Genomic DNA, 13,922 nt, shown 5'->3' with positions numbered 1-13,922 from the left:
ATTTGTGAATTCGTTTTTATCGTAATCCTTTCCGAAAATGGATACAATAGAAGCAAAGGAATATGTATATTTATTATGATTCATAAGAGGGGTTCGTATGCAATTATTACAGTTACACTACTTTCTCACTGTTGCCAAGACTGAGCATATGTCTCAAGCAGCACTTCAATTAGATATTTCACAATCATCACTAAGCAAAACAATCGCTAGATTAGAAGAGGATTTAGGTGTTCCTTTATTCAATAGAAATGGGAAGAATATTCGGTTGAATAATTATGGGAAGTTTTATGCGAAAGAAGTAGAACACGCTCTAAGAATCTTAGAAGATGCCCATGAAACAATTCAAGAAATGGCTGAAATAGAGGAAGATCAAGTATCGGTTAGTGTCATGAGTTCCACCATTCTTCCTTCTATATTCAAACGTTTCTATGAAAGAAGACCAAATGTACGGATTCAACAATCGATATTACCTGATTTTATTGCAAAGGAACGGTTAATGCGGGGAGAAATTGAATTATGTGTTTCCAATACACCCATAACAGGGCCGGATATAGAATGGCTGCCTGTCTTAAAAGAACGGTTGGATTTAATCGTTCCAAAAAATCATCGACTAGCACACTTAGATGAAATTGATTTACAAGATGTAAAAAATGAACGATTTATTGGCTATAAATCAGGATTAGAATCTATAAGTATGTTTGAACAATGTTGTATACAAGCTGGCTTCACACCTAATATTGTATTTGAAGGAACGGAACTATCGATAGTTTTGCAGCTTGTTGACGAAGGACAAGGTATTTCCTTTTACCCTCAATATTCTTTTTTAGGCAAACAACTAACTAATAGTAAAATCATTCGTCTAAAGAATCCCCATTGTTATCAAATGGTTGGTTTCGCTTGGTTAAAAAATAGACATTATTCTTATGTAGCAAGACAGTTTCGGCAGCATATGATTGAATCGTTTAAGGAAATTAATAAAAAGAACTGAGACATAGGCAAAAGTGAGGTACGATTTTTTAGGATATCAGCCAAAGTTGAGGGCTTATCAGCCAAATTCGAGATTTATCAGCCAAACTTCAGCTCTTTTCAGCCAAATTCGAGATTTATCAGCCAAACTTCTGCTCTTTTCAGCCAAACTTGGGATTTATCAGCCAAACTCCTGCTCTTTTCAGCCAAACTTGGGAATTTATCAGCCAAACCACATAACTTATCAGCCAAAGTATAAGAAATTAATTATTGCTTTTATGTTATCAATCTCCGTCATTCAAAAAAGACTGGATTAATGCTCCAGTCAAATTCTGTTTTCTCTCCATATAACTAGACTGTCATTTTCCAATTAGATAAAGCTAGCCACTTCTCTTTCTCCTTGTAGTCAGGCATTAACTTCCCAACAAGTCTCCAAAAAGAGCGATCATGATTAAGATGAACCATGTGACACATTTCATGAACAACAACATAATCAATTACCTCAAGTGGAGCCATCGCTAACCTCCAATTGAAGGTTAATTGAAAATTAGAATCACAGGTGCCCCAATTGGTTTTGCTATCCGTAATCCTTATGGATCGAGGCTTTGTTTTAAAGTTACTTTGATAGAAGGAGACCCTCTCCTCCACTAAAGACTTACTTCGCTGATAATAATACCTTTTTAATAATTTTTTTATTTGTTTCTTATCATACTCTTTTATATAGATACACAGCTTGTCCACTTCGAATTTCACCTGTTCTTGAACAACCGTTATATCTTGGATAATGTCAATAGGATAGCTATTACCTAAATAAAGAAATCTCTCCTTATTCTCATATACCTTTTCCTGCGGGCCTGCCATTCTTGTCTGCATTTCTTTTATTCTGGTTTGAATTTGGTTCCAATTTTGCTCCAGTACTTGATGGACATAATCGTCTGATGTCTTTTTGGGAGCCAAGATTTCAATGTTTCCATATCCATCTAATGTTATTCCAATGGAAGTACGATTTTTATACTTTATTTCATAACGAATTGTTTCACCTAAGTAGGTATGCAGCATATCGTCACCTACCTTTACTTATCCTCTATATTTAATAGCTAATCCCTTTAAGAAGTTTCTAGCGAAATTATCTAAACACACCTTATAGTTTTTATGGCCTTCTTTCCTTAAAAAAGCTCCTAATTCCCCTTTAGACACATTTAATCCTGCTTTTTTAAATATATCAATCATATCCTCTGTCGTTAATGACAGCGCAATTTTAACTTTCTTTAATAAAATGTTATTAACACTCGTATTGTTTTTTATCGATGATTCAGGTGCGCTGGATTGTCCTGGTTTTGGCTCCTGCTTTCCTCTCTTATAAATAATAAAGCCATTTAGAAAGGAATCTAACATACTATTCGTCAATTTGATTTGATCATCATTTTCTGCCTCTTCATCTGCCTTCTTCAGTATTCTTACTACTTCAGGCACAGATACCTCTTTTCCCCCAAGCTTAAAAATTTCAGCCATTTCACTATTTTTTATTTCTAACGCGTATCTTAAACGAATTAAAATATCATTATTCTCCATGATTTTCCCTCCAATTTTCAAAACAACTATATACTTTTCATCTACCTTCAGTAGAGTTCTAGTGTTAATCATAAATAATTATCCTCAAAAAGTATAGTACCTCTAGATCGCAAAGGATCTTCCACTAATAAATTCAATATATATCCATATAAAAAAGGAATGAATACTGCTTCCTTTTTCCTTAAAACAATCAACCTTTCTAACAAAAATAACCCAACTTCTTGGGCTAAATGAATTTTAATTTAATTAGGGAGATTATCTGACTTAGATATCCACGTATAATACAGTAATAAAATATCCAAAAGAACCGATCAACGATTACAGAAATCCATAAATTCCAACCTTCATAATGAATCCCATTTCTATTCGTTTTACTATACCATTATATGTTTTGGTCTTGCTAAACTCGTTTACTCTTTATGTTTTAGTTTCCATCTATTAAACTGAATCTTTTCATATAAAAATTGAAAGGCATATAAGATTAAAGCTAAAACCGTAAACACATACATTATCTGCATTTTGGATAATCGCACCAACGATGCTATCCCAAATTTAGTTAAGTAAGGTACAATAACATAGGTAAATATAGAATCAATAACCATGTTGATCCCCATATAAGTAAAGAACTTTCCGTATGTCCATTTTAATATCCAAATGGTACCCACAAAAAGGATCCTAACATAAACGGAATGTCTCCAGGTATTCTTGGATGGATTTTTTCATACCACCACCACCATTTACGTCTTTTAGCAACGATATTTGTCAATCTCACCATCAACGCAATAAACGTGCTTGCAGCTATATATCGTTTAAGTGTATTTTTACCTAATAAAGGTACCGTCACCCAAGGTACGATCATCGACAAAATCAACAGCGTCTTGGAATATTTCATTATTTTCATCGTGCCCACCCTTTATCATTAATTAAGATTACTATTCCCAAAAAGTCGGATTTTATCTTAATTAAACTTTAAGATAGAATAGAAAATCACTCTAATAAAGATAATGAGCTGGTTATTAAATTGCCCGCTGGTTAGTTAGGACTCCTATAAAATTCCTATTGCTTTATATTTATTGCACGGTTTTTCTTTATTCTGTAATTAGTTCATATGCAGATATTTTCTTAATCCTAAGCGAAATAATCATAGAAACAATATAAGCTAAAACCATGATACAAGCACAAGTGATTACCATACTAAGCAAATATTACTCAATCCTGGCTTAATGGTTATTATTCAACTTAGTGCATTTTTTGATCGAAAAGCAGAGCGATTAAGAGATCCTCATGTAGCGATTGCCTTTGATAAAGAAAGCTATAATACGATCTATGAGGAATCTTCAGCAAACTATCCAGGCGTAAAAGAACAGAGATAGAAGAGATTATCAACATGAACCTTACTAATTATCATTTTGGCAATCGGGAATTATAGATTAACCACTTCTCCTTAAAACTATCTCTTGTAAACTGCTTTTTTCCCATCTTTTTTTCTTACTATTCCGACTTTTTACTCATTTCTACTATTATTAAAGATTATTAAATAAATTTATGCTATTATATCCTCGTACCAACATTGAAATCGTTTGCATAGTTAAAACTTAATACTTATTAAAAAATGAGGAGGTGAACTTTAATACTTGGTGCAAACGTTTTTACAAATATAGGAGGGATCAAATGATTTTTTTCAAAAAACTAAGTTACTTATTCTTAATTTTCCTTACTATCTTTTCTGGATTAACGTTTCAAGGTTCAAATGAACAACATCAAGTTAAAGCAGAGACTATTAATTTAGAAGAAAACGACTTTTCCTGGGATAATGCAACAGTCTATTTTGCTATGACAGACCGTTTTGCTGATGGGAACACCGCTAATAATAATTCCTATGGAAGACCGCAAACAGATGCAAACGGAAGTAACATCGGTACTTTTCACGGCGGTGATTTGAAAGGGCTTACAAATAAGTTGGACGAAGGTTACTTTACAGATTTAGGAATCAACGCAATATGGATTACTGCTCCCTATGAACAGATCCACGGCTGGGTTGGCGGGGGTAATAGCGGTGATTTCGCTCATTATTCTTACCACGGATATTATGCATTAGATTACACCATGGTAGACCAAAACATGGGAACTGTAAATGAAATGAGAGAGTTTGTTAATAAGGCTCATGAAAGAGGCATTCGAGTAATTATGGATGTTGTAATGAACCATGCTGGATATAATACTATTAAAGATATGCATGAATACAATTTTGGTAATCCAGGGGTACCTGAAACTTGGACACCAGGTTCTGGACAATCCTGGCATGATGTTCATAATTATATCAATTATGACGATGCGAATGCATGGAAAAATTGGTGGGGAGATTGGGTAAAAGCAGGGATTGGCGGCTATACTCAATGTGGGAATGATGATAAAAATATGTGTCTTTCTGGACTTCCTGATTTCCGTACAGATGTTACGCAAGACTTAGGTCTACCTGACTTATTAAAAAATAAATGGAATAAGGAGCAAAATGGATCATACGATTCTTGGATTGTTCCAGCTGCAAAAGATTTACGTAAAAATTTGGGAGTTGCCCCTGCTGATTACATCACTAAATGGTTATCCTCATGGGTAGAAGAGTTCGGAATTGACGGATTTAGAGTTGATACAGCCAAACATGTAGAAATCCACCGGTGGAAACAACTAAAAGAAGAAGCCAATGATGCACTTTGGAAATGGCGGGCCAATAATCCAGATGCCCCTGGTGCGCAATGGGATGATGATTTTTGGATGACAGGTGAAGTTTGGGGACACGGAGTAGGAAAAAGTGAGTATTTTTACAATGGTTTTGACTCTATTATTAATTTTACCTTCCAAGGAGAAGGTGCAAATGGTCCAGCATACAATCTAGCATCAATGGAAGATACGTTTTCACATTATGCAAGCAAAATCAATACCGATCCAGATTTCAATGTACTGAGCTATCTATCTCAACATGATACATCGCTTTATCCTAGAGATCGATTAATTGATGGTGGAACTTATTTAATGTTATTACCTGGTGGTATTCAAATATTTTATGGAGATGAAACAGCCCGACCATTCGGTCCAACAGGGTCGGATCCTAATCAGGGAACAAGATCCTCCATGAATTGGGATTCAATTAACGAACAAGTTCTCACTCATTGGCAAAAAATGGGGCAGTTTAGAAATAGGCACCAGGCAATTGGTGCAGGTGAGCATAAGCAAATTGGAAATAGCCCTTATACATTTAGCCGTACCCTCAGCAGCAATGAATTAGACGATCGAGTTGTTGTTGCAGTAGGAGCTAGTGGCAAAACAACGATTGACGTTTCATCTGTATTTAATGATGGAGATAAGCTGAAAGATTTCTATACAGGCAATACAGCTACTGTTCACAATGGAAAGGTTACGTTTACACCACATAAGAACGGTGTTTTATTAATAGAACGCGAAGGAGAGGCTCTTCCATCCATTTCCGTAACTCCTAATAGTAGTGAATTTGATACAGAAGAGTTGGAAATATCCTTTAGTTTAAAAAATACAGCCGAAGGCTACTACACAGTAGATGGATCTGATCCTAGTGAAAATGGTACTGCATTTGTTGATGAAGATAAATTATCGATCGGAAAATCTCTAGAAATAGGCGAAACACTTGTCCTAAAACTCTATGCCGAAAATGACTCAGGTCCTGTTGCAAAAGAGTATACTTATAAAAAAATCGCTCCATTGCCGAAAGTCTCTGCTAATCCGCCTGGTGGTACATTCTATGACGACACAGTTGATGTAACCTTGGATTATCAAAATGTTGAAGGAGCATTTTATAAAATTAACGAGGGAGAGCCAGTTGCATATACAAAAGGGAAAACCATCTCATTGGGTGCAGATACCGCGGTTGGGGATGAAATTATTCTTACCTTAACGGCCAAAAATCAATATGGAGAAGCAGAGAAAACCTATACTTTCACAAAAATTGATGGCTTAACTATTTACTTTAAGAAACCAGATAACTGGAGTACACCTCATCTTTATTATTATGATACGGAACCAAAAGTTGATGAACCTTCTTGGAATAACGCACCAAAGATGGAGCATTATAAAGATGATTGGTATGTATATACCGTTAAAGGAACCGAGAGTATGAATGTAATTTTTAAGGATGCTAATAATCAGTGGCCTGGTCCTAATCAGCCTGGATTCATAAGAAGCACAAGCGGATGGTTTGATGGAGAATGGCATGATAGTGATCCAACTACTCCAGTTGTCCCTTCAGCTCCAAAAAATTTAAAAGCAACGGAAGTGAATGCTAGTTCCGTAACACTAAATTGGGAAGCTTCATCAGCTAACGTGTCTCATTATGCTGTATACCGAGATGCAGAAAAAATTGGAGAAACATCTACTACCTCCTATAAGGATACTGGTGTCAGTCCACAGACAGAATACGAATATTATGTAATAGCCATCAATGATATAGGGAAATCAAAAAGCAGCAATATTATTTCTGTTACAACAACAGAGGTTCGCACAAATGAAGTAACGATTTATTATAAAGGTGTTGAGAATCCTTACATCCATTATCAAGTTGGCGATGGAGATTGGACACATCTACCTGGTAAGAAAATGGAGCAATCTAGTATTCCAGCTTACTATGTAACAACCATTCCCTTAGGAGAGGCCGATAAAATAAATGCAGCCTTTAACAATGGTAAAGGAAAGTGGGATAATAACAACGGGAAAAATTACGCTTTTACAAATGGCACCTTTACTGTGGACAATGGACAGCTTTTAGAAGGGGAACCTCCGTCCACTAATAAAGTAACCATTTATTATTATACTGGATGGAATGAACCTCGGATTCACTATTCACCATATGACGGGCATTGGAGTACATTACCTGGAACACAAATGTCCAAAAGCGATTATCCAGGCTACTTTGTGATTACATTGGATATTGGTACAGCAGACGGTCTTGAAGCTGCTTTTAATAATGGAAATAATTCATGGGACAACAATCAAGGTAATAACTATCACTTTAAATCAGGGGAGTACATTCTTAAAAATGGTCAAGTAACAAGGGGACACCCATAAAGAAGTACTATATAACACAATAATGAACTCTATAGATCCAATGACTAAAAAAAAAGGCTAGCATCTATAGAGTCTTTATTCAAATTATAGAAATCAGGAAAAACTTCCAAGAACCGCACTTATTGTTAAATTTTAGTTTCTGATTTTCTATTAAAAAGTAAGAAGTAAAAAGATGATCCCCTATTCACGGAGATCATCTTCTTTATCAAAGTTATCTTATTTTTAAATACCTTAACGAAAATGTTTAAAAAAACGCTATTTCTTTATTTTCTAATATTAGGGGATTCTGAGTTCTTCCCCTTCTACCTAGTTTTGCTAAGGAAGATAAAAATCACTCGATTAATACCAATTAATTTGTTCTCGAATTTCTTCTCTTCCCAAAATACAAACCAATACCAACTATAAGTAATATAAACCCTACAACTAAAATATTAAAGTTGTTTGTCGCTGTATCTGGAAGCTCATTAGCTTGAGTTGGAATATTAGAAGACTGCGGCTGTCCTTCAAATACGCCATACGTACTGAAGTGATCCGTATAAACAGACACCTTGCCGTTCTTATATTCTCCACCAATCAATTCCCATTTATTTGCTTTTTCATTCCAATAATAAACTTTTACAGTTTTAGGGTTTTTAACTTGTTTTGGATCAACTTTGAATGTGAGTTTCACTTTATCATCAAATTCATGGTGCGTTTTTCCATTCGCTTCTATTGTAAAGTCATAAGCAATAAGAGAACCTTTTACTTTCATTTTCTTCACGTTAATATTTACGTTTTCAGCTAACGGAAGAATGGAGGCAGGGATTTGTACATCTACATTTCCATTACTTATTACAATCGATGCTCCCGCACTCTGTAAAGCTTGGATTTGCTCTTTTGTTAATGTAAATGTTGCATTGATTTTGTTATCGACTTTGATAACAACTACAGCATTATCCGCAATATTTGCAAGAGCTGAGTCATTAATCTTATACTTGTTACCATGCTTTATTACTTTCGGTTTAATTTCTTTTATTTTATTTGAGTTACCAGGTTTTTCTCCTGGCTTATTGCCTGGTTTTTCTCCTGGCCCTTGTCCTGGTTCTTCTCCTGGCCCTTGTCCTGGTTCTTCTCCTGGCCCTTGTCCTGGCTCTTGTCCTGGCTCTTCACCCGGCTCTTGTCCTGGCTCTTCACCCGGCTCTTGTCCTGGCTCTTCACCCGGCTCTTGTCCTGGTTCTTCACCCGGCCCTTGTCCTGGCTCTTCACCCGGCTCTTGTCCTGGCTCTTCACCCGGCCCTTGTCCTGGTTCTTCACCCGGCTCTTGACTCACATCAATAATTCTTCCTTCTACTTCAGTAGGTATTCCTTCACTTCCAATACTTATTAAATGGTCACGGAAGTTTTCCCAATCAGATAGCCCTAGGTCTGTAACGCGGCCTTCTGCATAAGCTTTAGCAAAAATGTCATAGCCGTCTCCGCCTTTAGCAGTAAACGCGTTTGTAGCAATTGTGTACATCGTATCATCTTGAACTTCTACATATTTACCAGCTTCATTTAAATAGGAAACAGATACAATTCGCTCTCCAGGTTGTTTTGTTTCATCATATACTACTTTTCCACCCGCTACATGTAAGAAACCACCATTTTCTGCTGGATACTGACCTAGAGAAATTTCAAACGCTTCTTTTAGCTCAGCACCTGTTACATCCATGGTTGCTAATGTGTTGTTAAATGGAAGAACAGTGATTATTTCACCAACTGTGATTGGTCCTTTATCAATTGCTGCACGGATTCCCCCGCCATTTTGCAGGGCCATAATAATATTTTTACCAGTGAACGTTCTTGACTTCTCAAGCATTCCATCTGTAATCAAGTTTCCTAAAATCGTTTCATTCTTGCGGACACTTGGTTTTGTATCATCGCCATTCGTACGTGGACTTTCTAATGCAATTGGTGATGACACGCCGATTTCCGTTTTAGCCACTTGATTAATTTTCTCTTTAAATGGCTCCAATACTTTAACAGCTTCTTTATCCTCTTCTTGAGCACCGATAGCTACTAAGTGACCGTCATAAGTCTTCACTACATCATTTTCATCAAAAGTTACATTTAAAACGCCAAGATTACTGTTGGAGTTACCAGTTTGAACAATTAACGTAGGTGTTTCATCCTCGTCTACTATTACTGGTTTCTCCAATGTTGTATGGCTATGACCTCCGACAATCACGTCAATACCTTCTACTTTTTCCGCAAGAATTAAATCATTATCAATTGCTGCATTATCGTCATATCCAATATGGGTCAAGGCAACAATTCGATTTACCCCAGCTTCTTCAAAAGCTTCTACTGCCTTTTCTGCTTCTTTCAAATAGTTTTCAAAAGCAATCGATCCTGGGCTAGAAATGTCAGCCGTTTCCGCTGTCGTTAATCCGAAAATCCCAACCTTCTCTCCATTTACTTCTTTGACAATGCCATTATATATCTTTCCGTTTTCACTGTTTGACTCAATCGATTTGTTCTGAAGTCCAGTAAATTTCCCATCTTTTGAAAAGTCAACGTTCGCACTGACAAATGGGAAGTTTGCTCCCTTAATAAAGTCAGCTAGCGCCTGATGGCCTTCTACAGAAGAACCTAAATCAAATTCATGGTTTCCAAAGGTCATTGCATCAATGCCAAGCAAGTTCAGCATCGCTAAATCAGCTTTTCCTTGGAATTCATTAAAGTATAAGGTCCCTGTAAATTGGTCTCCTGCATGAAGGAGAAGGGCATCTGGATTTGCTGCTCTTATTTCTTTTACAGCAGTAACTGTCTTCGGTATGTTATCCAAAGCAGAGTGGATATCATTAGTATGCATAATAGTTAAATCAGGTACTTCTGGTAAATTAGATAAATCAAGTTGAATCATTACTGGATCATGGTCAGATGCTTGTCCAGTTGCTTCCGTAAAGTTTGCGTTAATATGAATCATATCAGCCGTTGTTACATTTGCTAATCTATTTGTTACTAAAATATGGTCTAGTACTTGGTTGTTACCTTGGAAGAAGTAGGAGAAACGATCTTCAGCTGGAACCTTTTCCACCATATTTGTTAAAATCTCACCCTTTAAAGCCTTAAGAGCCGGTGTAAATTCAAAATCATTCATGTCTCCAGTTACAACCACATTTAAGTTAGGGTTTTTAGCAAGCCCTTCTTTAATAAAGTTGTTTACTTCTTGTGCAAGCTTGATACGCTCTGCTTCAGAAGACAGTACAGGCGGCTGGTTAGCTCCCCATAAAGATTGATCTCCACCTTTAGAATTTAAATGGTTTCCGATTACTACAACACGCTGACCTTTAAATTCGAATTCTGCAGCAAGTGGTTTACGTGTGTTACTAAATGCTTGTGGATTAATAACACCTGGGTTTAATGTAAGGTTCCCTGTTTCCGTCCAACCATTTGCTTCCGTTGCTTTTCCTTTCGTTCCTTCAACCAATGTTACACGTTCAGGGTTGTAAAGATGACCAACACGAATATTGCCACCAGGAGCTCCACCGTTTGTGTTATTTACAGGAGCCACGTCTATCCATTTATATACTGGACCACCTGCAGCAACAATTGCATTGATTAAACGTTGATAACTTTCTGATGCATCAGAATTTCCTGAATCAGTTTCTCCATCATTATCCTGAACCTCTACTAACGTAATAATATCAGGAGATTTCATGTTTTCTACAAATGACTTGGCAATTTTAGCTACTTTGGCATCTGGAGTGTTTGCTTTATTGTTAGAGAAATTCTCAATATTGTATGAAGCCACAGTTAATTTATCTTCTGCCGGGACAATATGAGTAACTTCTTGTGTTAAATTGGATTTTGTTAAAGTAGGTAATTCGTTTTTATTAACAGATAATTGATAACCATTACTTGAATAGGTTACGACACCGACAACGTCACCATTAAACTTATCACCTGGCTGGAAATCACTTCCCACATTATCTAAAAAGATTTTTTCTGGATTATAATCGTCTTCAGCAATATTTAATCCACCTTGATTATTTAATGTATTATTCGTCGTGCTTTCCACAATAATAGGTACATCATTCGAATATGGAGGTCCTACTACTAGTGCATCTGGGAATGATACACGCATATATTCAAGAGATTCCCAAAAGTCGATCCCATCTTCATCTGGATCAAAAGATGTCATTTCATCATTATCAATTACTTTGTTTGGAGGAAAAATATCTTTCCCAATAATAAGTGGAGCCGGTAGTTCAGCCGTTCCATCTTTAGTAATGGATGTTGCGGTAATTTGTGTTTTAGACAGATTAGCTCCTCCACCATATTCTGTAACAGTTCCATTAACGGAAACTTTGTCTCCAACAGAAACCCCATGAGAGGACTTGTATACTTCAATTGCTTCAGATGTTTCGATATCTGTATCTGCTCCATCCACATCCTGCATAACAAAACTGCTTGAACCAAATACATGGGTTACAACACCAGTTATGTTCGTAACAGAAGAACCATTATATTCAGAAATATGCCCTTTTCCTTGTATATCATGGATACGGAGATTTTCCGTATTTAGAATTTTAAAAGTAAAGCTAAATACATCACTTACTGTACCATTTGTTACAGCAATTGCTTTAATCGTAGTTTCACCTGTTTTTAAAGCGATTGGCTGTGTGTATTTTACACTTGTTTCAGTTGGTGTAGAACCATCTGTTGTGTAGTAAATAGCAGCATCTTCTAGACCAGAATTCAACTCAACCTTTGTACCAGCTGGAACTACCCCTGGTGTTTGTGTGGAATAAACGGCTGGCTTGTTCACTAAATCATAGCTATTAAGACCAGTAGTTTTTAGATGATACCCCGTTTCATCAATTGATCCGATTCCGGTAAGATGAACTTTATCTCCTTCTTTGTATTGCTTGATTAAGTCATCATAAGTGGAACCTGTACGATTATCGTGAATAACACGTACCTTTTCTCCACTTTCAAATACAGCTTGGAATGTAGCAGTGCCATAGCTATCCTTTGTCATTTCAGAAATTGTAACGTTTTGTAACGTAAGCAATTCACCTTGTGTGGAATCAGTTACTTCCGTAACAGACTGTGCTGCTGGCAGATCATTGTTTGAAGACACGATATCAAGGCTTTCTGGTTCGATTTCCAGTTCATTTTTATATGTCTTCAATACGCCCGTTATTTTTACTTTCTCTCCTGGCTTAACAGATTTAGGACTAGCATATACATACATTCCAGCAGTGGAATCTTGCATATAAAAAGTTTCGCTTCCCCAAAGTCCTGAATTTGTTGTCACAATTCCTTCTATCGTAACTGTTTTGTCAGCGCCAAGTTCACGCGCATCTGCGATCGAAATAGCAGGTTCCGGTTCTGCAGGCTCTTCAGGAGCAGCTGTACCAAAAGTATGTATGCCAAGATTATCAAAGTAATTAATTCCTTTGTTCGTCCATTCTACATTTCGATCAAAACTGTCTTTAACATTTTTGTCACCTGATAAAACATCACTATTTCTAATTAACGTAACGTCTTTAGCAAAATCAGCATTCGAGCCAACCTGGCCAATGGAATCAATAATAGATTCTCCTTTTAATAGAACAAGAGGATCGTTACCATTAAAATTAATCACCGTCGAATTTTCTAGATTTCCTTTTGCCTTTATTTTTTCATCGGCTTGACCATGATAAATAACATATGTCTCGCCATTTTTTAATGTGCCGTTCAGGGAGAGCTTATGCGAAATTTCCTCGGCACCATTTGTATGAATTCCAAGGCTGTACTGACTTAAATCAAGATCAGAGCCAGTTCCGTTATATAACTCAATCGCCTTATTAAAGCTGCTTCCTTCAATATATTCCGAGATAATCAAATCTGTAGCTACAACCGTTTCAGCCTTTACATTTAGATTAGCTACTGGTGAGAATAAACTAAAAAGTATAGCAATTATCGTAATAACACTAAGATTCCTCTTATTTCTTCTTTTCATGTTTTTTCTCCTCATATTTTTTAGATTAGCTTCATGATTCGGACGTCTCGAAAGGAGACTATCTTGTTTGAAATACAAGCTTCTTAAGATGAACTACTAAGGTCCTTGTCCTGTTAGAAAATTATCCTAATAGAATAGTTGTTTTCCATATGCAGTTTCCCACCCATAACTTTTCCATAATCCACTGTACCAGTGCAAAATTAGCTAGTTTCTTTGTCACATCCTTTTTCAGACAATATAGTTGTAGCTCATAAAATGTCATAGGCCTAAACACCTATACAATTAATCGACGGATAATAAGTTATATTTTTACTATTAAAAT

Annotated in this window: 8 protein-coding genes; 4 read left to right on the top strand and 4 right to left on the bottom strand. The window is 36.3% G+C overall.

Annotated features, from left to right (window positions below; all coding sequences use genetic code 11):
• The first annotated feature begins 97 nt into the window (after window positions 1-97).
• Both MHH96_RS09410 and MHH96_RS09405 read left to right on the top strand, forming a co-directional pair.
• Window positions 98-988 carry a LysR family transcriptional regulator gene (locus tag MHH96_RS09410; RefSeq protein WP_047941678.1) on the top strand — a complete coding sequence of 297 codons (891 nt, stop codon included), beginning with the start codon at window positions 98-100 and terminating at the stop codon, window positions 986-988.
• Between the two features lie 46 nt (window positions 989-1,034).
• Complete coding sequence (locus MHH96_RS09405; RefSeq protein ID WP_341117147.1) at window positions 1,035-1,283, top strand: hypothetical protein; 249 nt, start codon at window positions 1,035-1,037, stop codon at window positions 1,281-1,283.
• A 34-nt stretch (window positions 1,284-1,317) separates the two neighbouring features.
• On the opposite strand, the gene MHH96_RS09400 is transcribed toward MHH96_RS09405, so the two are convergent.
• The 3 genes from MHH96_RS09400 to MHH96_RS09390 all read right to left on the bottom strand — a co-directional run bounded on the left by MHH96_RS09400 (window position 1,318) and on the right by MHH96_RS09390 (window position 3,439).
• The gene (locus tag MHH96_RS09400; RefSeq protein WP_047941679.1) at window positions 1,318-2,025 is read right to left on the bottom strand and encodes a M48 family metallopeptidase; all 708 of its coding nucleotides are present in this window, start codon (window positions 2,023-2,025) and stop codon (window positions 1,318-1,320) included.
• Between the two features lie 18 nt (window positions 2,026-2,043).
• Entirely contained in the window at window positions 2,044-2,538 is a 495-nt protein-coding gene (locus tag MHH96_RS09395; protein ID WP_047941817.1) for a YehS family protein, read from the bottom strand.
• 643 nt (window positions 2,539-3,181) lie between these two features.
• Window positions 3,182-3,439 carry a hypothetical protein gene (locus MHH96_RS09390; RefSeq protein ID WP_053215642.1) on the bottom strand — a complete coding sequence of 86 codons (258 nt, stop codon included), beginning with the start codon at window positions 3,437-3,439 and terminating at the stop codon, window positions 3,182-3,184.
• A gap of 322 nt (window positions 3,440-3,761) precedes the next feature.
• Between MHH96_RS09390 and MHH96_RS09385 the strand changes: the two genes are divergently transcribed.
• Together MHH96_RS09385 and MHH96_RS09380 are read left to right on the top strand one after the other, a co-directional pair.
• Window positions 3,762-3,911 carry a hypothetical protein gene (locus tag MHH96_RS09385; RefSeq protein ID WP_156485502.1) on the top strand — a complete coding sequence of 50 codons (150 nt, stop codon included), beginning with the start codon at window positions 3,762-3,764 and terminating at the stop codon, window positions 3,909-3,911.
• Window positions 3,912-4,209: 298 nt separating this feature from the next.
• Window positions 4,210-7,629, top strand: coding sequence for a carbohydrate binding domain-containing protein (locus tag MHH96_RS09380; RefSeq protein WP_341117142.1), 3,420 nt, complete (start codon window positions 4,210-4,212; stop codon window positions 7,627-7,629).
• Between the two features lie 349 nt (window positions 7,630-7,978).
• On the opposite strand, the gene MHH96_RS09375 is transcribed toward MHH96_RS09380, so the two are convergent.
• The gene (locus MHH96_RS09375; protein ID WP_341117140.1) at window positions 7,979-13,600 is read right to left on the bottom strand and encodes a 5'-nucleotidase C-terminal domain-containing protein; all 5,622 of its coding nucleotides are present in this window, start codon (window positions 13,598-13,600) and stop codon (window positions 7,979-7,981) included.
• Window positions 13,601-13,922: the final 322 nt, after the last annotated feature.

Source organism: Niallia sp. FSL K6-0212, from assembly GCF_038007605.1.
Taxonomy (GTDB): Bacteria; Bacillota; Bacilli; order Bacillales; family Cytobacillaceae; genus Niallia; species Niallia circulans.
Note: the sequence above shows the minus strand (reverse complement) of the source record. Positions and strands in the feature narration are given on the sequence as shown.

Coding starts and splice junctions, on each gene's coding strand:
- MHH96_RS09410 (WP_047941678.1), top strand. CDS start 98: ATGCAATTATTACAGTTACACTACTTTCTCACTGTTGCCAAGACTGAG.
- MHH96_RS09380 (WP_341117142.1), top strand. CDS start 4,210: ATGATTTTTTTCAAAAAACTAAGTTACTTATTCTTAATTTTCCTTACT.
- MHH96_RS09375 (WP_341117140.1), bottom strand. CDS start 13,600: ATGAAAAGAAGAAATAAGAGGAATCTTAGTGTTATTACGATAATTGCT.
- MHH96_RS09400 (WP_047941679.1), bottom strand. CDS start 2,025: ATGCTGCATACCTACTTAGGTGAAACAATTCGTTATGAAATAAAGTAT.
- MHH96_RS09385 (WP_156485502.1), top strand. CDS start 3,762: ATGGTTATTATTCAACTTAGTGCATTTTTTGATCGAAAAGCAGAGCGA.
- MHH96_RS09390 (WP_053215642.1), bottom strand. CDS start 3,439: ATGAAAATAATGAAATATTCCAAGACGCTGTTGATTTTGTCGATGATC.
- MHH96_RS09395 (WP_047941817.1), bottom strand. CDS start 2,538: ATGGAGAATAATGATATTTTAATTCGTTTAAGATACGCGTTAGAAATA.